This window comes from Microcoleus sp. MON1_C1 (assembly GCF_036701945.1).
Lineage (GTDB): Bacteria > Cyanobacteriota > Cyanobacteriia > Cyanobacteriales > Microcoleaceae > Microcoleus.
In genome coordinates this window covers 62,441-85,667 of record NZ_JAUBRO010000006.1, presented here as the reverse complement: position 1 = coordinate 85,667, position 23,227 = coordinate 62,441, and the positions used below count along the sequence as shown (strand labels likewise).

Genomic DNA, 23,227 nt, shown 5'->3' with positions numbered 1-23,227 from the left:
TGTGCAACCCTTAAAATTTATTGAACTCCCCTTCAGTTAAAATCAACTAAGAAATACCCAAAGCTGTTTCAGACATCGTAATTAAATTATTAGCAAAATTTTTCTGGTGAATTGGAATATCAATAATAAAGAGTGCCCCCTGATTAGGAGCTGAAATACAATTGAGCTGGCCGCCGTGTTTATCCACTACAATCTGATGGGAAATTGACAGCCCAATACCAGTACCCTTCCCGATAGGCTTAGTAGTAAAAAATGGCTCAAATAGGTGTTGGCTAATTTCTTCGGTCATCCCAGGGCCGTTATCCTTAATATGAATTAACACCCGATTAGATTCCGTGACCTCCGTGCGAATGAAAATCTTAGAAGGATTAGCTTTCATTTCACTTAACGATCGCGTCGTATTATAATCATCTATGGCATCAATAGCATTAGCAACAAGATTCATAAACACCTGGTTAAGCTGACCCGCATAACACTCTACCAGAGGCAGATTGCCGAATTCTTTAACCACCTCAATTGCAGGTCGATCGCCCCTTCCTTTAACGCGGTTATGCAAAATTAACAGAGTGCTATCAATACCCAGGTGAATATCCACCGGTTTCATTTCAGATTCATCCAATCGCGAGAAGATTCGCAGCGACTGAACAATTTCCCGAATTCGGTCTACACCTACCTTCATTGAAGTCAGCAATTTAGGTAAGTCTTCAACCAAAAAATCTAGTTCTATTTCGTCTATTTTATCTTCAATTATTTGCCCAGCCGCAGGGAATTTTTGGTGATAAAGATTGACTAGATCAATCAGATTTTGGGTATAATCATGGGCATAAGAAATATTCCCAAAAATAAAATTAACGGGATTATTGATTTCATGGGCTACACCTGCAACAAGCTGACCGAGAGAAGACATTTTTTCGCTCTGCACAAGTTTAGTTTGGGTCAATTGCAATTCACGAAAAGCTTTTTCTAAACATTGAGCTTGGGTTCGCAATTGAGCTTCCGATTCTTGCAATCCCGCCTCTGCTTGCAGACGCTCTTGAATCTCCTGTTTGAGCAATTGATTGGATAGAAAAAGTTCAGCCGTCCTTTCGTCAACTCGCCTTTCCAACTCCGATGCCAGCTTCAACAGCGAGGATTCCGCTTTGACACGCTGTTCGATTTCTGCTTGCAAGCACACATTTTGCTCTAGGAGTTTCTTCGACAAATTGCGGAGCTTCATGTGGACATTAACACGAGCTAAAACCTCTTCATGCTGAAGAGGTTTAGTGATATAATCCACCGCACCCAGACTCAAACCTTTAACCTTATCCACCGTATCAGCAAGAGCCGTCATAAAAATCACGGGAATGTCTCTCGTTAAATCATTCGCTTTCAAACGGCGACAAGTTTCAAACCCATCTATTCCCGGCATAAGCACATCCAACAGAATCAGATCTGGCGCAGCATATGCGACCTTCTGGAGAGCACTTTGTCCATCCCTAGCTACCAATACTTTGAAGCCATAATCAGCCAAAAAATCGAACAGGACACCTAAATTAGTCGGAGTGTCATCTACGATTAAAATGGTGCTTTGTTCGGCAAGTTCACTACTCATTGGTTGTCGTCCTATATTGTTTAATAAACTGTAGGATTTGTTGTTCTTCAAATCCTTTCGCTAACTGGCGCAGATGGGTAGCAAAGGGAACCCATTGCTCATTGAGTTGTTCGAGTTTTGCAGCTCGCTCCGCAATCCCTCGGAGATCGCCCATCATTGCTAGATCGAATAGAACGGCCATTTCCTCATCGGGGGGAGCTACAATTTCAGAACTTAGAGATTTTTTTTCTCCTTCTGCTCTCCTAATCTCTTCCAAATTTTTTTCATAAATCCATTCTAACTCTAAGTGAGTACGTAATTTTTCTAAAAGCTCCTCGAGTCGTATGGGTTTCGGAATAAAATCATTGCAACCTACCTCGGCACTTTGTTGTCGATCGAAATCAAAAACGCTGGCAGAAGTAGCAATCACCACTAACTTAGTCTGACCTAGTGATTGGCGAAGCCGGCGCGTTGCTTCTAAGCCACTCATTACTGGCATCATCAAGTCCATTAAAATACAGTCGGGTTTAAACTCTGCTACCTTGTTTAAACAGTCCTGACCCTCCGTTGCTTCCAGAATTTCAAATCCTAACGGCTGAAGCATTCCTGCCATGATCGAGCGATTCTGCCACTTGTCGTCAGCTATGAGAATTTTTCGTTTTCCGCCTTTGAAACCAACGATTGTGTGGGCATTGGCTTTGGCTGCATTAGTCGCCCATTCCGATACCTCTGGCAAATCTAAATCGAAGAAGAAAATGCTCCCTTGTCCTAATGTACTCTTCACCTTTATTTCACCGCCCATCATCTGGACTAATTGGCGGCTAATTGCCAGTCCCAACCCGGTTCCTTCAACCTTGCGGTTGGCATCCCCTACTTGGTGAAAAGGCAAAAATATATCTTGCAATTGCTCTGGTGCCATACCAACTCCGGTATCTTCAACTTGAAACCGGATTTTGCCATCCTGATATCCTACTTTGAAGGCCACCCCACCTTTTTCGGTAAACTTAATCGCATTGCCGAGTAAGTTGATTAAAACTTGCCGCAACCTTTTTTCATCACCCTGAACGGCAATAGGTAGTGGGGTAATTGCCTCGTAAATCAGGGAGATTCCCTTTTGTTCTGCGCGAATATTGCAAATTTCAGCCAGACCTTCCAAAAATTCTGATAAATGGAAATTACTCAGGTGAATTTCCATTTTTCTCGCTTCGATTTTAGAGAGGTCTAAAATATCGTTAATCAGGGTTAAGAGGTGATCGCCGCACTGACTAATCACGTTCAGACTATCTTTTTGCTGGTCAGCCAAGTTTTTTTGTCGTTTGAGGATTTGCGTGTAACCCAAAATGCCATTAAGTGGGGTTCGGAGCTCGTGGCTCATATTAGCAAGAAACTCACTCTTGGCAGAGTTGGCGGCTTTCGCTGATTTTTCTGCTTTTTGTAGATGGATATTTTTTTCTTGTAACTGTTGCGTTCTTTCTGCCACCTTCGCTTCTAAAGTAGCGTTGGCTGCTTCCAAATCGTTATAAAGACGGGCATTTTCAATCGAAATAGCTGCTTGAGAAGATAAAAGTTGTAAAACTTCTAAACGCTCGGGAGTAAAAGCACCAGTTGTGAGATTATTTTCTAAATACAGAATCCCAGTAAGTTTTCCTTGATGGATGATGGGAGTACATAATACTGACTTTGGTTTTTGGTTGACGATATAAGTATCCGCCGTAAAGGTTCCCTCACAAGTCGCATCGCTTAATACAACATTTTCCTGAGTTCTGGCAACATAGTTAATCAAAGATATGGGTAGTTGCTGACTATTTTCCACTGGTATTGTTTGCAGCACTTCTACATCGCTATCTACGGTTCCATAGGCTTCTATTAGTAAAGTTCCCGCTTTTTCTAAAATGAAAATGCCACTTTGAGCGCCCGCATTCTCGATCGCAATTTTCATCAATTTTGCCAACAGCTTACTCAGTACAATTTCACCAGAAAGAGCTTGGGATGCTTTGATCACAGTAGCTAAATCTAGAGATCCTGCACTTCCTGCACTCGTCGAGGTAGTGATCATCGTGACCGGGCTACCTTGACTTTCGGGCTTGGCTATCCGGGAAAATATTTGAGGATATCTCGCTTCCAAATCTTTGACTATAGCTTTAGCTCCCCAGCGAATATATCCGTAGCGAGCATCGGTTAAATAAATCCGAGCAATTTTATCTTTAGAACGGGAAAAATAAAAGTCTCCTGCTAATTCGTTGGCTAATGCTTCTTCTTGGATGTATCCCTGTTCTTTGGCTCCTGCTATGGCGCGATCGTAATAATCGCTCGCTTCTAAAGGTTGTCCCAAAATCCGCGCTTTTTCTGCTTCTACTAACTCATACTTGTGCTGAAAATTGCACGGCGCATGGAACGCCCAAGTCTTCATTCTTTCTTGGTTAGCTGCTACTACACTTAGATATTTTTCTTGCTCTTTTGGCAAGGCTTTTGGATACAGTGCTAGGAGGGAAAGAGAATGGTAAAAGTTGTCGATACTCATGTGGATTAATCCTGCACCCATGCTGGCGTATTTTAATGCTAAATCAGCAATCCTCACTGTTTGATTAAACTCTTTAAATAAATAAGATAGCATCATTTTGCCGGCATAATAGGCATAGAGCAAAGTCCCATTGTTAGAAGCTATAATTCCTGGCAGTAGTTCTTCTTCATTAAAGCTTGCACCTAGTAAATTGTATTTGTCTGAGTTTTTGTCCAGTAAATTGTCAACTATTTGCTGGTGAACTTTCACAAATAAAGTATCATATTCTTGTTTGAGCTGAATAGTCATAGCAACATATTTTGCCTGTTCTTGCTCAACTTTTTGTAGTTCTCCCCCGCTAAAAAATAAGTGATTGCAATAATTTGCTATACTGTGACAAGCATATTCTATATCTCCAGTTTCTATACCACTTTGAATTGCCTCAACAAAAGATTCTAGGGTTGCATTAAGCGGATCTTTCCAAAACCTTGCCAGACAATTAAATATACAAATAATTTTTGATTTAAGGGTAACTGCGTTAAATTTTTCTAGTAAAAAAATAGCTAATTTGCCAAATCGATATCCAGAATCTATGTCTCCTAATCCTCCACAGAGTAACACTCCATACCAAACATAAGCAAAAGCAGACTCAGGCGAATTTCCATACTTAATAGACAAGGCTATTTTTGTATAAAGAATTCGCGGAAACATCGCAGGATTTACAATAAAAGCTGGTGTTATAATAAGATTTAATATTCGCATAGCTGCGAGTTTATCGGGAGCTGTCATTGTCGGCAAGTTAGCTAAATCATCAACTATCAGTTCTTGAGGTGGTTCTTGCTCTAAGCTAATTCCGAACATTTCCAGAACGGCGAGTCCATTATCTATAGCTGATATTCTCCGATTTTGAGACATCTCTAATTGAATTCTAAGTTCATAGACCTTGCCTTTTTCCAGAAGGGTTTTCGCTTGTTTCAGGCTCGTCTCCGATAACTGTTGCGCTCGCTCATAATTAGTGTTTATATATTCAGTTTCTGCTGCTTCCAGATGCAGGTTAAACGTCAGCTCATATTGACTCTCCCAGCTATCATGAGGGAGAACTCCTAAACCCACATTCAAATATTTGACAGCCGACTCATAAGCTGTGGCAGCTTTGGCTTTCTGTCCGGCGATCAGATTCAGTTCGGCCAACTCATATCTTTCCCACTCCAAAGTGATTAAATCGGTGCCGTAATTTAGTTGGTTAACCAGTGCAAAGATATTTTCTTTTCGTTCTTCAGGGGTTGTGGAATTCAGCAGTAGTTGACCAATTTTTCGGTGAGTTTCTTTTTTTTGATCCTCGGGTATCAGAGAATAAGACGCCTGTTGCACTCGGTCATGCAAAAACTTGTAGGTGACATTAAACTGCTCCGTTGAGTTTTCTGTAGATATTTCCGAGTCAAATAGCAGGGGAATTTTGTAGGAATTATTTAGTGGCAGAACGAAACCAGCTTGTAGGGCTTCCCATAAATCCCTTGCCGTCTCTGACTGAGATTTTTTATTAGCAATTGCCAAAACGTCTAAACTAAATTTATCTCCTATACAGGCAGCTAATTTTAAGACATTCTGCGTCTGGGAGGATAGCTTTTGAATTTGGCTGACCATCAATTCGACGACATTATCGCTGATATCAATGCCTTGAAGCAGTTGGATATCCCATTGCCAACAAACTCGATCGAAATCAAAGGATAAAATTTTGTCTTGATAAAGGGATTTGAGCAGTTGAGTTAAGAAGAAGGGATTTCCCTGGGTTTTATTAAAAACTAACTCAGCCAGGGGTAAAACTTCGGAAATGTGACTGCGAAGAGTTTCGCTCACTAATTGGTTAACATGAGAGAGCTCTAAAGATTGGAGGATAATATTATTTACTCTTGCCCTAGTATTTTGAATTTGCTCTAAGGTATAAATTAAGGGATGAGTGGCACTGACTTCATTATCTCGATAAGCCCCAATTAATAGCAGATATTTACTATCTGGATCGGTCATAATTAGCTGGATAAGCTTGAGGGAAGCCGAATCTGCCCACTGCAAGTCATCCAAAAATATCACTAGGGGGTGTTCGGGTTTACTCAACACCTGTATAAATTTTTGAAACACTCGATTAAATCGGTTTTGAGATTCAGTGGGTCCCAAAGCCGGAACCGCAGGCTGTGGATCAATAATCTTTTCTACTTCGGGAATAACCTCAATAATAATTGACCCATTAGCACCAAGTGCTTCGAGAATTTTAGCTTTCCAAATTGCTATTTGAGCAGAATTTTCAGTGAGCAGTTGCCGCATCAATCCTTGAAATGCTTGAATTAAAGCAGCATAAGGAATATTCCGCTTAAACTGGTCAAATTTACCGGAAATAAAATACCCTCGTGCTCCGACTATAGGTTTATCAACTTCGTTAACTAAGGAAGATTTGCCGATACCTGAATAACCGGAAACTAGGATCATTTCCGTTGTCCCACCACTGACGCGAGCGAAGGCTTCTAGCAAACTAGCAACTTCTCTTTCCCGTCCATAGAGCTTTTGCGGAATCATAAATTGGCTGTAGGAATCTAGTTGACCTATCATAAAGGGAAAAATCTCTCCAGCCGAAAGCATCTGCTGGCAGGTTTCCAAGTCAATTTTTATTCCGAAAGCACTTTGATATCTATCTTCAGCAGTTTTAGATAATAATTTCATTACAATTTCCGAAACTGCATCCGGGATTTCTGGATTCAGCTTTTTAGGTGGTATGGGTGCTTTAGCTATATGGCAATGAACGAGTTCTAGGGGGTCTTTTGCGGAAAAAGGTAGCTTACCCGTCAGCATTTCATAAAATGTAATACCAAGGGAGTAAAAGTCGGTACGGTAGTCCACTGACCGGTTCATTCTGCCGGTTTGTTCCGGTGATATATAAGCAAGAGTTCCTTCTAATAAGTTTGGATTTGTGACCGTTTGATTTTCTCGCTCTAAAAGAGAAGCAATGCTAAAATCAATAATTTTTACTTCTTTTGTCTCTGAGTTAATTAGGATATTTGAGGGTTTAATGTCTTTATGGATTACATTACTGTGATGAATTTCTCCCAGAGTTTTTGCCAACTGAATTCCGATTTTGAGAAAGGCGTTTATAGCCAAGGGTTGATTGTTAAGAAAATCTTTCAAAGATTGACCGCTAAAATTTTCTAGTATCAGCGCTAAGCCGTTATGATAGTTTTCTAAGGCTATGGGTTTGACTATTCCTTGACTGTCTAAATGTCGGAGTATTTTATGTTCGTGTCTTAATCGGGAAATTTCTGCGATTGTCGGATGCTCAGCTTTGAAGGTTTTGATAATTGCTGAGGTTCTATCACTCTCTTTGATGCCGCGATAAATAATAGTATTGACACTTTCGTAAATAGCTGCGCTTAGGTTGTAACCCAAAATAGTAATGCTCATGTGCGTAATTTCACTAATAACAAGTTGAAGAGCAGGCGGTATTTCAGTAGGTCTACTGATATTTATGACAGAACCGAATTAAAAAACAATTTTCAATGCGCTATAAATAAGTATAATCAAAGCTTTTTGAAGAATATTTTAATTTTAACAAATCTCAATATGGTTGTTTGGTAGTTAATATGCGAGAATATTAAAAATTTATTAAATGTTTAAGTAAAGTCCTGAAAAAATTCACAGCAAAATTGCTGAATATACCGATGTGATAGTAGAGGATAGCTGGGACACAGAAGAGACGATTATTTTATCGGTTAGAGTAATAAAGAAAACAGCAGTTGGCCCACTATGTAGTCCAACCAATTATTGTCTTTATCAAAATAAGGTAGTCCTACATAGTCACGACTACCTTATTTTAACAGGAAAAAATGGCTGTACTTGCTTGAAAATACCGATTTTTGTTATTATTGTTAAAACTCAACTAAATTCCTATGAAATCAACTACTAGGGCGCTGAAAGAATGGAATGTAGCAGTTAATGCTTTGGAACAAGGTCAAACGATTGTGCTGTTGCGGAAGGGGGGAATTCGCGAGCAAGCAGGACAGTTCAATGTCAATGAGAAACAGGTTTTGCTGTATCCAACTTTTGAACACCAACAGCCTGATTTATTAAAACCGGATTTTGCGAGTCAGGTAAAAACTGTAGAATCTGGTTGGCATCCGGAAAATATTAGAATTGGCAGTTGGGCTGAGATTACCGATGTTTTTTTGGTAGCTTGGGAACCGGCAATTAATGCGCTATTTCCTTACCATATTTGGAATGAAAAATTTGTCAGCGATCGCCTGAAATGGAAACAAAATCAGCCAATTTATATTTTATTGCTGCGGGCTTATCGCCTTGCAGAAAGCCGCGAAATTCCCTACATTCCTGAATACGGCGGTTGCCGTTCTTGGATCGATTTGGCAGATGCTATTTCGCGGGAGGGAAGCCAACCTGTTTTGAGCGATCGAGAGTACATTGAACGCTCAAATGAAATCCGCAATCTGATAGCAAATCCTGCGACTGCTTCTGGTTCGCAGAGAGTGACAACGCTGACGGAAGGTAGCCAGGATTTTAGTCCTCATTAATAGTTTTTAAGGTACTTTTCGAGAGGCGCGCTTCTACCAAACCCAGCCCAAAATCCGCAGCTAAGGCCATTAAAGCCGCCGGAATTGCCCCAGCCAAAAGTAACTGATTGTTGACGGTAGCAACGCCGCGAAAAATAAATACGCCCAAGCCGCCGGCACCAATTGCAGCCGCAATGGTTGCCAGTCCGATCGCAATTACTGTGGCTACTCGCACGCCCGCCAGAATCACGCCCAGTGCCAGGGGAATTTCCACTTGCCATAACAGTTGCATATCAGTCATCCCCATGCCTCTTCCTGCTTCCGTAATCGCTGGATCGACGCCGACAATACCAGTATAAGTATTGCGGATAATTGGCAGTAAAGAATACAGAGTGAGGGCGATAATTGCCGTGTTATCGCCTATTCCACCCACTACCGGCACCGGGATTAGCAAGCCAAACAAAGCTAAACTGGGAATTGTTTGCATAATATTAGCAAATCCCAAAATGGGCTTTTTCAATTTTGGTTTTCTGGTGACTAAAATCCCTAGGGGAATCCCCACACTAATAGCGATAAAAATTGCAACAGTTACTAAATATAAATGCTCGGTGGCGCGCTGAATTATCTCAGCGCCATAGCGGTTGATAAAAATTATCATCGGGTAATTGGTTATTCCTGATTGCTGTCAATCTTATAAATCATTTTCCATTTCAGGACTTTGTTCACCAGGATAGAAGCGAGAGTCCAGAATTTCTTCTAAGGTGTAAAGGCAGTTTTGAGGAAATGTTTTGAGAGGTAAATCTGTTTCTCCTACAGCCAAATCTCTACCGTTTTGATAAGCTTCTTGGAAAGCTTCTTGCAAGTAAGGTTTCAGACTGGGGTTATCTTGTATCAGTCTCTGAGTGTCCCGCCGCTGCACTCGAAGTGTAGACAGCCACCTCGGACTCCGCTGCTGGGGCTGATATTGCCACTTCAGCAAATGTCCCAGCAAAATGCTCAAACGATTTCTAAGCTCTTGACGTTCCTGTTTGCCCAAAGATTCAATCTCCTCAATTAAATTTGGCAAGTCAAGTTGACTCCACTGACACTTGCGAAGTAACTTGGCTTGTTCTTGCGTCCAAGCATAGAAGTCTGTCTCGTAAAGACTGTGCATCGTTTGATTATCAGCTTAGTTACTAAAACTATATTATCAAACTTTTGCTAATATCATTCAAATCTAGCTACTTGCAAACATTCAAGAAATGCGCGAGCTTCTGGATGGTGAGATTTTAGAAAATTATCGGGCGATGCCAATTCAATCAACCGTCCATCTTGCATCAAACCAATTCTAGAAGCTAACAAAAAAGCTTCTTGAATGCCGTGAGTCACAAAAATCACAGTTTTGCCGAGTTGCTGCTGCAATTGACCAAATTCTCGCTGCAATTCCAAACGAGTAATCGGGTCTAAAGCACCAAACGGTTCGTCCATTAACAATATCGGAGGGTCAGCCGCCAGTGCTCTAGCGACGCCTACCCGCTGTCGCTGTCCGCCGGATAACTGATGGGGATAGCGTTTGGCGAAGTGCTGGGGGTCGAGGTTGACTAATTCTAACAGTTGCCGGACGCGAGATTGAATACGATCGCCCTCCCAACCTTCCAATTTCGGCACTAAACCGACGTTTTGCTCGACGGTAAAATGGGGAAATAAACCGATTTCTTGAATCACATAGCCAATTTTTCGACGCAGTTGAATGGGGTTCCACTGAGTTGTCGGTTTTCCCATGACAAGAACTTCACCGCTGCTTGGCGTTAGTAAATTGTTAATCAATTTCATGGTGGTAGTTTTACCACTCCCGCTTCGTCCCAGCAATACTAAAACTTCTCCTTGCAGCACTTTGAAATTGAGTTTGTCTACTAAATGCCTGCGGTTGAGGCGATATGTAACGTCGAGGCATTCGACAGCAACTTCATTATTGAGAGGCATGATTAGTTTTGGTGATTTTGGTTTTGAGCAACTTAAAATCGGCGACCCTCGAAAAACAATTCCTAATCTAGAATCTAAAATCTAAAATCTAAACTCGACTTGATTTTGCCATTCTAGCAGTAATGCTCGACATTGGAGGCAAGTTAATTTTTTGAGCAAGTCGCGAATTCCGTCTGGGGTGACAGGATATTCAGCACCGATAAGTTCGGGGTTTACTGTTGCTGTAGGGTGCAATTCTGCAACAAAACCGTAGAGTTTTTGATTGGAGAAGGAACTGTTTATTGCCCAGCCGACGGTGTTAATCGGTTCGATGCGGGCGATCGCGCTTTCTGTCACGCCTAGCTCTTTTTTGAGTATAGCTGGAACTTCCGCTGCTGGCGTGGCTTCGGCTTCTACGCGACCGCCGGGAAAATCCAGGGTTGCTTCTGCTACACCGGGGCGATACATCGGTGGGGGAAACAGCAATTTGTCAGCTTGAATGGTCAAGATTACAACTGAATCTGCTCTTTCTACTCGCCAATATTCTACTGTTTTTCCTTCTGTTGTTTCGAGATGTTCCGCGATTAGTTTTACCCAACGAGAGTTGATTTCTACAAAGCGGTCTAGAGTTTTCCAGTGGGATTTTGCAGTTTGGTTCATGTCGGAATTTTTTAAATAAATCAGATGTTGTTTGCTATGGTAGGCGATCGTTGCCGAGCGCAACAATAGCCGATCGACCTTTTCAGCTTTGAACCAGTTTTTTCCTCTCGATTGTAAATTTTTGCTACAACCCTACACATTCGCCTAGATAATTCGGTAACATACACTACAGAATCAAAGTTTATCTGCGCCTTCGCTCTGGGTTGTTTCAACCAGGCACTGGTGCAGGCTCTTAGCTCAAAAGGAGTAGTTATGCAACTGCAAACAGATATTCGTACTTGGCAATCCCAAGCAACGCCAGGAAGCTTCGCCAGTGTCCGCGACTGGGAAAAATTTGGCTGCGCCGTACCTGCACCAAAATTGGCTCCTTCTATGTGGGTTAAATTGTTCAATCCGCCAACAGCATTCAGCTTTGACGAAGCGTGGCTGTTGTGTGAATGTTCTGATGACAAGTGGCTAGCTTGGATTCCTGATTATGGCGAAATTTTACTGAGTACACATGAATTTTGCGCTACTAAATCCTGAATTACGCAGACAAACTTTCATAAACCGGGTGTTAAAATCCATATCCCTCGGGTTCCACGGGATATTTTGGACAAAAGCTGGTTTCTGCGTAATTATGTCGTTTGCAGTGAGGAATGCAAGTCCTCAAAGTTTGATAAGGACTTGCATTCCTCTCTGCAAACCCCTTATATGATGTCGTTCCAGCGGACATCATATAAGTCCTAATAGATATTAATTGAAATTTCGCTAACAAAAAGAGCAATAGAAAACCTATTGCTCTTTTTGTTCAAAAACACTCTCTAGTTTTTATCTGTAGATAGCGGAACTTATATCAAGTGGTCTCGATTGACCCCAATATCGCTGCGGTGACGGGTTTACTGTATTGATGCTCGCATGGAAGATATTGGTGAACCCGCCCTTACAGCAATTACGGTCAATTTAGCCGTCATGATATGGCTGGTTTATTTGCAAACTGCACGGTTATTTACGTTTCTAACAATCGTGCCTGCTCTGCCATTAATCCGAACCGGGTTCTTAGTGCTGGCTCGAATCAAGAGAGGCTGTTTGGCGAGACATTCTCTGATTGATGTTGCCCAGGCGGTGAGAGCTCCGGTGTATTCTGTACGACCCGCTGGGGCGCGAAACTGATCGGTAATTAGGAAATCCGAGGTAATGCTAGTGTCAGTACCAACATTGGTAATAATTGGAAAGTCAAAGGCTCTGGGCAAGGTTCTGTCCTGGATTCTGCCCGGTAGCAACTGGTATTTCATTGAGCCACCCTTGTAGTCAAAATCTACTTGAGGGCTTGTGGGAGGGCTTGTTTGAGCCAACCCAGGAACAGGCAGGCTGGCTACCAAAACGGTGCAAAAACTCCAAAATAATTTCGATTTCATCTGATTCATCTCCTCAACTTTATGACGATTAGCACTAATTAGGTAGGCTCTAAAAACAGTAGCTTTTATGAAAAAAGCGCCTCATGATATTGAGCTTTTGAGTTTGAGTTTAACCTACCTAATTTATTACCAAACATTCTCAAAAATGTTATAACTGGTTGGCCTGACAAACTGTAGAATAGTTTCAGTTGAGTTAGACATTTACACATCTGAAGTTGTTACAGCATTTGGGAGTCGGTTTTACCAGAATGATTCATTTTTGAGCGATGTCATTGGAACTTTATCAAATTTTGTCTCAGATATCAAGTTTTGCCGATCGCCTATCACGTTTTAACACTGGTTTGCGGCTCGATCGAGCTTTGACTGTTGCAAGGTATACCAAAGCGAGAAAGATGCTAGAGTGCACCAATGGGCGTTTGAGTATTTTCAGGCGACAATAGACAGAGAAGGGGCTTGAAAATAGGTGATTTTAGTGGAAGATAGTAAATTTATCGACGTATCGGACATTATGGGGGTTCCCGCAGCTCCGGCGGGTTACAAATCCGGCTTTGTGGGTATTGTCGGACGCCCGAATGTCGGAAAATCAACGCTGATGAATCAGTTGGTGGGGCAGAAAATTGCAATTACTTCGCCGGTGTCTCAGACGACGCGCAACAGGCTACGGGGCATCCTGACGACACCTGAAGCACAAATTATTTTTGTAGATACTCCCGGAATTCACAAGCCGCACCACCAATTGGGCAAGGTTTTGGTGCAGAATGCCCGCACAGCGATTCAGTCGGTGGATGTGGTGCTGTTTGTGGTGGATGGTTCGGTGGAATCGGGAGGGGGCGATCGATATATTGTCGAAATTCTCAGCAATTGCAAAGTTCCGGTGATTTTGGGGATGAATAAGTTGGACGAACAACCGGAGGATTCCGTGTTGATCGATCGAACTTACGAGCAAATTGTCAATCCTGAGTGGCCTGTAGTGAAATTTTCGGCTCTCACGGGCGAGGGTGTGGAGCCGCTGCAACAATTGTTAATCGAACATTTGGAGGTTGGGCCTTATTATTACCCGCCAGATTTGGTGACTGACCAGCCGGAACGTTTTATTATGGGCGAATTGATTCGGGAACAGATTTTGCTGCTGACGCGGGAAGAAGTGCCGCATTCCGTAGCAATTGCGATCGACATCGTTCAAGAAGAAGCAAAAATTACTCGCATTCTGGCGACAATTCACGTCGAACGGGATTCCCAAAAAGGCATTTTAATCGGTAAAAGCGGCAGTATGCTCAAGTCGATCGGCAGTGCGGCGCGAGAACAGATTCAAAAGTTAATTGAAGGCAAAGTGTATTTAGAATTATTTGTCAAGGTGCAGCCGAAATGGCGGCAGTCCCGCACTCGTTTGGCGGAATTGGGCTATCGCGTGGAAGAGTGAAACTTTGTCAGTTGGCAGTTGGGGTTCTTCCGTTCTATGAATCAAGAATCGAGCACGACTTTCGCTCTCAGAGAGTTTCATCGGGGCCGGAGAGTCGATACAAACCCCCGCTTAACAACTAGAACGCCTTTCCAACAACAGTACACTAAACTGAGAGCAGCCCCATTCGCCCCAGTTGACCTATGCCGCGTTGGTTCAATACTGCTGGCCCATGCCAAGAAGACATTCATTACGCACTGTCGCCCACGGTACGCTTACCAAGCTTAGAACGGTTAATCGCTCAACGCAACTATTTCGTCATCCATGCACCCCGGCAAGTGGGGAAAACCACCGCTATGCTGGCGTTAGCCAAACAACTCACCGAAAGCGGACAATACACCGCCGTGATGCTGTCGGTAGAAGTCGGCGCACCCTTCAGTCAAGACATTGCGGGTGCAGAAGAGGCTATTTTGGGGGCTTGGCGAGATAACAGTTCCGTCCGTCTCCCACTCGAACTGCAACCGCCTGACTGGACAGCGATGCAATCGGGACAGAAAATTCGGGCTGCTTTACAAGCTTGGACACAAGTTTCATCTCGTCCTTTGGTGGTTTTCATCGATGAAATTGACGCACTACAAGACCAAGCTTTGATTTCTATTCTGGGCCAATTACGCGATGGTTATCCCAATCGCCCGAAAGCGTTTCCGCAATCGGTGGGTTTAATTGGTTTGCGGGATGTTCGCGATTACAAAGTGGCTGCGGGGGGAAGCGATCGACTCAATACATCCAGTCCGTTTAATATTAAAGTGCGATCGATTACTCTGAGAGATTTTAATGCCTCAGAAGTCGCCGAACTCTACGCGCAACATACCGAAGATACCGGACAAGTTTTTACACCTGAAGCGGTAGCCTTAGCTTTTGAACTGACTCAGGGACAACCTTGGTTAGTGAATGCTTTAGCTAAGGAAATTGTAGAAGAATTAGTAACAGATGAATCTATAGAAATTACACCACAACATATTTTAGAAGCCAAAGAAATTCTCATAAAACGACAAGATACGCATTTAGATAGTTTGGCAGAACGACTGCGAGAAAACCGAGTCAAAGCCATTATCGAGCCGATGCTAGCCGGACGAGAATTGCCAGAATCTTCTAATGACGATCGCCAATACCTCGTAGATTTGGGCTTGCTCAAACGAGATCCAGCCGGGGGTTTAGTCATCGCCAATCCGATTTATCGAGAAGTGTTGCCGCGAGTTTTGGCGCAAGGGCCGCAAGATAGTTTACCGATTATCCGTCCGAGTTGGTTGAACGATCGCGGCGAACTACTACCAGATGCACTCCTGCAAGCGTTTCTCGCGTTTTGGCTGCAACATGGTGAACCGTTACTCAAAAGTGCTTCTTATCCCGAAATTGCACCGCATTTAGTGTTGATGGCGTTTCTGCATCGGGTGATTAATGGTGGGGGAACGTTGGAACGGGAATATGCGATCGGACGCGACAGAATGGATTTATGTCTGCGTTATGGTGAGGTAACATTGGGAATTGAACTGAAGGTTTGGCGCACTCGGAAAGTCGATCCGTTGAGTAAAGGTTTGGAACAGTTAGATGGATATTTGGCTCGATTGGGACAAGATGAAGGGTGGTTGGTGATATTCGATCGGCGCGAGAATGCGATCGAATTAGAAGAACGACTGAATACTGAAATTCATCTGACACCAATGGGGCGAACCGTTACAGTTATTCGTGCGTGAAGAAGTTGTGATAAATGTTTTGGTTGTGGCGATCGCCGCAGTGTTCGATCGACTCTCATCTAAAATATAATAAAGATAGCTTTTTTCAGTGCAACGGCTTAAGTGATTGAGTCAAATCGTGTGGCGAACTCTATCGAGGAAAGGAGATTCCGATGGGGAGTAAGAACGGGTTGACATACATCATCAAGCTGCGGTATTATTCGATTATATCCAGTATGGTACCGCAACTGCGATACAATTATAAGTTATCCCTAAACCCGCTCGCGCCGTTGAGGTTATCTGTTTCTATCAGAGATTGGGCAAGTAAAGATAATCGGCTTCCTTGGTAAGTTCCGAGAAGTTATTGGCGATCGCAAGACCTCATACTAATACTAATGTCAGAATTATTGTGTTCAATACCTAGAGGAAATCATGGCAGTTAACTATTCTGAGCAGCTAAAGAAAGTTTCGGTTAGGGATTTACAGAATGATGTTATTGGACTTTTAGAGAAAATTGAAAGTCTAATGGGGCGTGCCAGCAATGCGCTTAAATCTGATGGTACTGGTAAAAAATACGCAGAATTTGAACGGCAAATAGCTAGCAAGAAGCATGACGTAGAAGAGCTTGAGTTAGTCATGTCTATTGTTGCCCCGATGAAGGCAGGCAAATCTACGATTATCAATGCTGTTGTTGGATTCGACCTTTTGCCAAGCCGTGCGGCAGCAATGACTACTCTGCCTACAGAAATTGTATTTAAAAAAGATCTTACAGAGCCTATATTAATTGTCCCTAAAGATTGTGGTGATGCTTTCAATATAACTATGGAAGCAATTAAAGGAAAAATTCGTGATGAAGGAATGGCTACAACTCAAGAAAGGATCGCCACACATCCTCATTTACAGGAATTATTGCAGGAAGTTGAGACTACTGATGGATTCTTAAATTCTGAGCAGGTCAAGGGTACTGATGAAATTAAGAGAGTATTGACAGCCCTAAATGACATAGTACGTTTGGCTTCTATACTTGAGCCAACGAAAGATCCACTTGCACGAATCCGAGATTTACCAAGAATTGAAACTCCTTTCTGGCGATCGCAAAAACAAGAGGAGCAGGCTGATCTACTTGGCAGCTTAGTGATTGTAGATACACCAGGACCGAATGAAGCAGGAGAAAATCTCAAACTGTCAGCCGTTGTTGAAGAGCAATTAAAGAATAGTTCGATTATTCTCATTGTTCTTGACTTTACACAGCTAAATAACAAAGCTGCGGATGATATAAAGCGTCAAGTGAAACCAATAATTGAGCTATTAGGCAAAGAAAATCTCTATGTTTTGGTCAACAAGGTTGATCAACGGACTGAAAATGATCCAATGACATCGGAAAAGGTAGAGCAATTCGTTTTAGCCGATCTGGAGCTTGGTAATCCAAATGATACTGATCGCGTTTTTGAAGTGGCTGCAAGATGGGCCTTCTGTGCGACAAATTTTTTAACAGAAGCCCAAAATAATGAAGATATGGATATCAAAACTAATAATTCTGCAAGAGCTTTAGCAGAACAAACCTTGGGAACACGGTGGAAAGATAAGCTTAAAACTGTCAATATTGAAAAGCTTAAAGAGGAAGCGGACTTTATCTGGGAAGGCTCAGGTTTTCCAACTTTCCTAGATCGCTCTATCAATGCTCTTATGGAAAGAGCCGCCCCTCTAGCAATGAAGTCAGCACTTAACTATTGTCGAGGGCTGTTGAATGAATTAAAAGATGATGTATCTTTGCGAAGTAGCGCAATTTCTCAAGACGGTGAAAAATTACGCAATGAAGTTCAGGCATTAGAGGCAGACTTAAAGCGTCTTGAAATGTGCCGAATTAAACTTAAGGAAGTTGAAAGGGTTAGACTCAATCTCCAGAAAAATCTTGATGGAATTCTAGAAATCGTTAGGAAAAGTGCTTTGGTAAACCTTAAAGACTTTTTCGCAAAAGAGGAGTATGAGAAAGCTGATTCGCTAAAAAAATTAGATATAGAAGCAAGAAAATTTTTATTAAAGCCAATTAGTTCATTACCTCTTTTCCCTGATGTGATCTCTAAGATGTTTAGAAGTTTGGAATTTAAACCATCGGGAGTCTTTGAGTTTTCTACTGAGGCACAAGCTGAGAAATTTGCAAATCAATCTATTCTTTATGCCAAGCAGAAATCTGAAACTATTTTATCAAGTTATAAAGATAGAATTGAACAAGAAATCGATAAGGAGCGAAGAGGGTTGATTGATTTCCTCGATCAAGAGACGAAGCCAATTATCAATCAGGCAAAAGCCAGACTCAATCAGAATTTTAACGTTGATTTGTCCTTCCCTGCCCCATCTTTTGACTCAGATGGAATAAATTTTGCAAGTCCAAGAATCAAAAATAATTCTCGTATGGTTGACCAAGGATATGAAACTATTAAAGTAAAAAAGAGATCTTTTTGGAATTGGCTTTGGTTTGTTGAATTTGAAGTAGACGAACAAAGGAAAAAGCCTGATCGCAAAGAAAATTATTACACAATTTCTTTAGAAGAATTGATTCCTGAAATCAATCACTCAATTGAGAGTAGCATAGATGCTTTGCGTTTAGGAATTAACAAATATCTTGAGGAAGATTTTAAAGAAAAAGTTAATTCTTTCTTTGACAATCTTGATACTTACTTGGGTAGTTATCGGGATAGCTTGAGACAAGCACAATCTGATCAACAGCTATTAAAAGAGGAAAAGGATCAGCTTGTAAACGAGTTGAACACTATTGTTCCAGAGGCAACTGAATCTATAAAAAAGTGTAGTTCATATCTTGATTTGACCGAGCATCTTTTGGCACAACATAAATAAGTCAAGATATATGTACTATCCTTCTACTCAAAAGCTGTGTGAATTACAACGTAGAATTCCCATGGTTGGGGATAAAGCTCTGATCGATTTAGTTAATGGTTTATCAGTTAGCAAAGATATGTTGCGCTACCGCAAGAGTCGAGGTTTTTTCGGCAAGCTTTTCGACAAATTTGATGGAAGTAACGAAAAACGTAGATTAATTCTAGATGGTAATCTAATTGCTGGACAAGAAGCTCTTCAAGATTGGGTCTTGGAACTATGTGACTCGTTAAGTATTTCTCAAGTTGCTCTCACAGAGACACAGCGATCGCTTCTAGAAGTCCGTAATGCTGTTCGACTGTTAAAATCTCAGCAGTCAGTATTACAAGCATTGGGGTTTCAACTGGAAAGTTTAGCAAAACAGTTCGGAGATCGCATTGATAAATTAGAAGCAAAAGTTCGCCAGCTAGAGATCCGCGTGGCAGCCAAAGAAGATATTGATAGTATTTTTGCAGCTTGGGAATCTGAACAAACTTATCAAAATCTACCTTGGTTAATTCAAATTGTATTGCTCACACAAGAAGTATTTTCTAGTTCAGTCTCACTTTACGAATTACAAATGGATGATCGAGAGAAATATCGGCAGCTTTTAACCAACAAAATTGTTACTGCAAGTAAGCAGATGCCTAAAGGACTAATCGGTTTCGGTGAGTTGCTAACTATCTCTTGTCAAGAATTACAAAAAGAAGATGTAGACCTTGCAGCAAGCTTGCTTGAAGTCCGTTCTATTCATCCTCACCGTATTTTAAATACTCCTTATATTTTTACGATTGGTACTACTTTAGAAATGTATGTGCTACCAGAAGAAAGTAGACCTAACAACCCTGCCCGTCATGCGATCGGTCTATGTCGTCAGCAAATTGAATCAATCCCTCGAATGCTCGAAATACGGGAGTTAGTTACATACATAGTCGAAGAAATTGCTGATGATTGTCTAGGTAAAGTTTCCAGAACCTTCTAAACTATATGAACTATCCTAATAAATCTACAGTTGGACTCGTCTTGGTAGGCGGTGGAGCAAAAGGAGCTTACCAAGTTGGCGCTCTTAAATACCTTGATGAAATTGGACTAAATCCCCATATTATTGCTGGTACTAGTATTGGTGCTCTCAATGGTGCAGTGCTTGCTTCTAATGGGACTTTTAGCCAATCAGTTCAACGATTAGAGCAACTTTGGACAGACTTAGGTGAAGCAGAGATTTTACGCCCGAATGCTGGACTTATGAAGCCACTGATAAGTTATGGTTTGCAATCAACTGTTCCAATGTTCCGAGAATGGATGCTTTCATTTCTTTATGAGATAGGTATTCTAGAAGATACAAAATCAATATTTAATCCAGCACCAATCGAAATTTTTCTCCGTCAAGCGGTAAAACCCGATCTGTTGCGAAATGGTACAGAACTCTGGATCACCGCTTTTCCTTCTCTTAACATTCCATATATAGACAACGATTTATTACTAGCAGCAATAGATTTTTTTAGATCCCGTATGGGTACAAAGGCTGATTGGTTTTGCGTTCAAGATTGTGATGATAACGAGACTCTGTACAATACAATTCTCGCTAGTGCTGCAATACCGCTAGCTTTTCCAAAACGGCAAGTTAATGGGAAGAATTATATAGACGGCGCACTTGCTGATAATGTCCCACTAGGAGCTTTAGCCGCAAAGGGTTGTACCCATGCAATAGTTATTCATTTAGAAAATGGGTTAACATGGGATCGATATGATTTTCCTGATCAAACCATTATTGAGATCCGTCCTGAGCAGTCCATTAATAAATCGGATGCTTTTCTTATAGGAAAAGGTTCTGCTTTATTAGATTTTAGTCCTGAAAGAATCTCTGAATTAAAGAGACGAGGTTATGCTGACGCAAGGCGATGTATGGATAATATTATCCGCACTTTTACAGTAATAGGAGATCAGCGCAGATCCAGAGATGCTCTAATCAACTCAACTCAACTTCTTGCGGAGGATAATCCAGTATGACAATGGTTTGTACAATTTTTATCCCGATAGGCTCAAACCTTTAGCCAGTTACCTTTTCAGGATTTGACTATTGTACGGCTGTAGTCCAGGGAAGTTATTGGCGATTCCTCTGAGGATGCGTCCTATCGCAAAGACAAATGATTGTTAAGCGACCAGGGCATAACAAATCATTGGAGCGGACAAAATATGATATTTTTTAGTTGAGTTGAAAGGCGATCTATTGCCACTCACTTTAGCCGTTATCTCATAAACGCTGCCTGACTTTGGAGATGATTCGGAAGCTCGATCGAGAGCTTGACCTACAGAAAATTGGTAGAATCAATAGATACGCTTCGATCGCGCACCCGTGCAACAAGCTAGTAGATCCCAAAAAAAGATGTTTGTGTAAATCGTTAAAATAGTACCAAAAACAACCAAGGAGAAACCCATGTTAACCCTAGAAATGGCAATCCAAAAAATCCAACATTTTTCCCCCGAACAACGCAATAAAGTTATTGAATTTATCGAATTTCTAGAATTTCAAGCCAGCAAAACTAAAACGATAGAACCACAAAAAGATGACTCCAATCAAGAACAATCCTTTTTTGAGCTAGCCGGAATCTGGGAAGAAAAAAATATCACTCTAGACGACATTCGCAAAGACGCATGGGGCAAAGAAAACCAATGATTTTGTGTGACACCAATATTCTCATCGAATTCTATAAAAACAATACCGCCATCATTCAAGAACTACGACAAATCGGCAGCCAGAACTTAACCATTAGCATTATCACTAGAGCAGAACTGTACTATGGCGCACTTAACAAAAACGAACTCAACCGCATTCAAAAACACCTCGACTTACTTCAAAATATTCCCATCGATCGACCCATCTCAGAGCAATTCATTCAACTCATGGCGCAATATTCCCTAAGCCATAAACTCACAATTCCCGATGCCATGATTGCCGCCACCGCCCTAACCCATAACATTAGCCTTTATACCCTAAACCTCAAAGATTTTCGCTTTATCGAAGGCTTACAAATATATCAATCTCCCCTGTCCCCATGACCCAAACCGAAGCAGTGGGGTAACAGATTCAGCGCACCGAATAATTCAAAAAAGGCTTGCTGCAAAAAATGTTTGTGTAAATTAGGGAATAGGGAATAGAAATAAACTCCATTTCGAGAGAAATCGGAGGCAATGAGGTGGTTAGCCGAGTTCGGTAGGAGAGAGGAATTAAGCAAGTCCCGATTGATGAAGTCAAAAACGACCTGTCAGGTTATTTGCAAGTTGCCGAGAAGGAAAGGGCATCAGCATTGAGGCAATGAAGGCGAAATATAACAACCCCAATGCAGCGGACGGACGAGAGTCGCTGTGCTGAGTCCTGAGATAGCTACCGCCACTGATTGGGAGCGTTATCTCGCAAACATTGCCTGACTTTGGAGATGATTCGGAAGCTCGATCGAGAATTAAGGATTCCGGTGGATAAATGTCGGGCTACATTACCAACACTAATTGCTGCTTTATTCTACGATTTATCAACAGATAAAGAAATCAAAATCCCTTCAATCGGTGAAAAACGGGAACGGGAATTGCGAGCTCCTACAGCTAGGACTTGATATGATATCTACGAGCAAGCCAACTGGTTGAGCCAACAATCCCCGTACCTTGATAGTCGGGGAGTGTCAACAACAACTATCAAGGCAACTCAACCGAACTTGGTTTAGCAATGTGAGGCAAGCCCCAGCCCAATTTTTCCCGCAAAATGTGGAAAAACTCAAAAGATTGCACGCGAATAAAGCGGGCTGGGTACGGAGCTCGCTCGACTTGCACCCAATCTTCAGGCAGAACATAACATCCGCCGTTCCCGTCTACCACCATTACCAGGCGGTTCGGACTTGCCGGCAAAATCTTGACCGGCTCGGTGTTGGAAAACACCAAAGCCCGCGAAGCCATTGAATGCGGGCAAATAGGCAGCAACTGCAACACCGGCACTCCGGGAATGATCACAGGGCCACCCGCAGAAAGCGCGTAAGCAGTCGATCCTGTGGGAGTCGCGATGATGACTCCATCTGCAGCAATGTCAATAGAGGCGTGCTGGCCGATCGCCACTTCAAAATGACACATACAAGTCAGCGGTTCCCGGTGCAGCACCATTTCATTGAGACAAAGGGCTTCCCAGAGGCAGTCGTTTTCTCGAAACAGCCGCACCGCCAGCATCGATCTTTCTTCTATTTCGTATTCTCCGGCGATTACCTTTTCCAAAGCTTGCGGCAGCAAGTTCAGGTAAGTTTCTGTTAAAAAGCCCATGTGACCGGTATTGACAGTCAGCAGCGGCACTCCAATCGGAGCGACTTGGCGAAATGCCGACAGCACCGTACCGTCGCCGCCCAAAACCACTGCAAACTCCATGTCGCTGTCAAAACCGGGGGGGACGAGTTGTTCGATCGGATTGTGGCACATCGGGCGATCGGGGCTAGAATAGCCCAGAATTCCTCCGGAACCAGAAACCGAGCAAACCTCCCAGCCGCGGGCAGTCAGCTTGTCTTCCAACTCTGCGGCGATGCGACAAGCCACAGGTTTAACATCGTTGTATATAATTCCTGCTTTCGGCACT

The 23,227-nt window shown here is 42.2% G+C and carries 18 protein-coding genes; 10 read left to right on the top strand and 8 right to left on the bottom strand.

Annotation, left to right across the window (positions count from 1 at the left end; genetic code table 11):
• Window positions 1-46: 46 nt before the first annotated feature.
• Window positions 47-1,591, bottom strand: a complete 1,545-nt coding sequence (locus tag QUA62_RS05150; RefSeq protein ID WP_333402773.1) for a response regulator — start codon at window positions 1,589-1,591, stop codon at window positions 47-49.
• On the bottom strand, window positions 1,584-7,517 hold the full coding sequence (locus tag QUA62_RS05145) for an AAA family ATPase (RefSeq protein WP_333402771.1): 5,934 nt from the start codon (window positions 7,515-7,517) through the stop codon (window positions 1,584-1,586). Before QUA62_RS05145 ends, QUA62_RS05150 begins: the two co-directional genes overlap by 8 nt.
• Before the next feature lie 485 nt (window positions 7,518-8,002).
• Between QUA62_RS05145 and QUA62_RS05140 the strand changes: the two genes are divergently transcribed.
• Window positions 8,003-8,638 carry a DUF1802 family protein gene (locus tag QUA62_RS05140; RefSeq protein ID WP_333402769.1) on the top strand — a complete coding sequence of 212 codons (636 nt, stop codon included), beginning with the start codon at window positions 8,003-8,005 and terminating at the stop codon, window positions 8,636-8,638.
• On the opposite strand, the gene QUA62_RS05135 is transcribed toward QUA62_RS05140, so the two are convergent.
• From QUA62_RS05135 to QUA62_RS05120, 4 genes are all read right to left on the bottom strand, one after another.
• Window positions 8,625-9,275 carry an ABC transporter permease gene (locus QUA62_RS05135; protein WP_333402767.1) on the bottom strand — a complete coding sequence of 217 codons (651 nt, stop codon included), beginning with the start codon at window positions 9,273-9,275 and terminating at the stop codon, window positions 8,625-8,627. The genes QUA62_RS05140 and QUA62_RS05135 overlap by 14 nt on opposite strands.
• A 33-nt stretch (window positions 9,276-9,308) precedes the next feature.
• Entirely contained in the window at window positions 9,309-9,770 is a 462-nt protein-coding gene (locus tag QUA62_RS05130) for a DUF29 domain-containing protein (RefSeq protein WP_333402765.1), read from the bottom strand.
• A 53-nt stretch (window positions 9,771-9,823) separates the two neighbouring features.
• Complete coding sequence (locus QUA62_RS05125) at window positions 9,824-10,579, bottom strand: ATP-binding cassette domain-containing protein (protein ID WP_333402763.1); 756 nt, start codon at window positions 10,577-10,579, stop codon at window positions 9,824-9,826.
• 81 nt (window positions 10,580-10,660) lie between these two features.
• Window positions 10,661-11,218 carry an NUDIX hydrolase gene (locus QUA62_RS05120; protein ID WP_333402761.1) on the bottom strand — a complete coding sequence of 186 codons (558 nt, stop codon included), beginning with the start codon at window positions 11,216-11,218 and terminating at the stop codon, window positions 10,661-10,663.
• A 252-nt stretch (window positions 11,219-11,470) separates the two neighbouring features.
• Here QUA62_RS05120 and QUA62_RS05115 point away from each other — a divergent pair, with 252 nt between their 5' ends.
• Window positions 11,471-11,743 carry a hypothetical protein gene (locus tag QUA62_RS05115; RefSeq protein WP_333283670.1) on the top strand — a complete coding sequence of 91 codons (273 nt, stop codon included), beginning with the start codon at window positions 11,471-11,473 and terminating at the stop codon, window positions 11,741-11,743.
• 440 nt (window positions 11,744-12,183) lie between these two features.
• Here QUA62_RS05115 and QUA62_RS05110 read toward each other — a convergent pair whose 3' ends face one another.
• Window positions 12,184-12,615, bottom strand: coding sequence for a hypothetical protein (locus tag QUA62_RS05110; protein WP_333215988.1), 432 nt, complete (start codon window positions 12,613-12,615; stop codon window positions 12,184-12,186).
• A 508-nt stretch (window positions 12,616-13,123) separates the two neighbouring features.
• On the opposite strand from QUA62_RS05110, the gene era reads away from it, so the two are divergent.
• The 8 genes from era (at window position 13,124) to QUA62_RS05070 (ending at window position 22,229) form a co-directional block, all read left to right on the top strand.
• Window positions 13,124-14,035 (top strand): GTPase Era, encoded by a 912-nt coding sequence (gene era / locus QUA62_RS05105; RefSeq protein ID WP_199292477.1) that lies wholly within the window; start codon window positions 13,124-13,126, stop codon window positions 14,033-14,035.
• 182 nt (window positions 14,036-14,217) lie between these two features.
• Window positions 14,218-15,768 carry an AAA-like domain-containing protein gene (locus QUA62_RS05100; RefSeq protein ID WP_333402759.1) on the top strand — a complete coding sequence of 517 codons (1,551 nt, stop codon included), beginning with the start codon at window positions 14,218-14,220 and terminating at the stop codon, window positions 15,766-15,768.
• 411 nt (window positions 15,769-16,179) lie between these two features.
• A complete protein-coding gene (locus QUA62_RS05095) occupies window positions 16,180-18,603 on the top strand; it encodes a dynamin family protein (protein WP_333402757.1) in 2,424 nt (807 codons plus the stop codon).
• A 10-nt stretch (window positions 18,604-18,613) separates the two neighbouring features.
• Window positions 18,614-19,603: a diguanylate cyclase regulator RdcB family protein gene (locus QUA62_RS05090; protein WP_333402755.1), complete on the top strand. Its 990-nt coding sequence runs from the start codon at window positions 18,614-18,616 to the stop codon at window positions 19,601-19,603.
• Between the two features lie 5 nt (window positions 19,604-19,608).
• Window positions 19,609-20,628: a patatin-like phospholipase family protein gene (locus tag QUA62_RS05085; RefSeq protein WP_333402753.1), complete on the top strand. Its 1,020-nt coding sequence runs from the start codon at window positions 19,609-19,611 to the stop codon at window positions 20,626-20,628.
• 427 nt (window positions 20,629-21,055) lie between these two features.
• The gene (locus QUA62_RS05080; protein WP_333402751.1) at window positions 21,056-21,295 is read left to right on the top strand and encodes a DUF2281 domain-containing protein; all 240 of its coding nucleotides are present in this window, start codon (window positions 21,056-21,058) and stop codon (window positions 21,293-21,295) included.
• Window positions 21,292-21,678 (top strand): type II toxin-antitoxin system VapC family toxin, encoded by a 387-nt coding sequence (locus QUA62_RS05075; RefSeq protein WP_333402749.1) that lies wholly within the window; start codon window positions 21,292-21,294, stop codon window positions 21,676-21,678. The genes QUA62_RS05080 and QUA62_RS05075 overlap by 4 nt, the downstream gene beginning before the upstream one ends.
• Window positions 21,679-22,016: 338 nt before the next feature.
• On the top strand, window positions 22,017-22,229 hold the full coding sequence (locus tag QUA62_RS05070) for a hypothetical protein (protein ID WP_333402747.1): 213 nt from the start codon (window positions 22,017-22,019) through the stop codon (window positions 22,227-22,229).
• Between the two features lie 79 nt (window positions 22,230-22,308).
• Here the strand turns inward: QUA62_RS05070 and QUA62_RS05065 are convergent, their stop codons facing one another.
• Window positions 22,309-23,226, bottom strand: coding sequence for an NAD(+) kinase (locus tag QUA62_RS05065; protein WP_333073675.1), 918 nt, complete (start codon window positions 23,224-23,226; stop codon window positions 22,309-22,311).
• Window position 23,227: the final 1 nt, after the last annotated feature.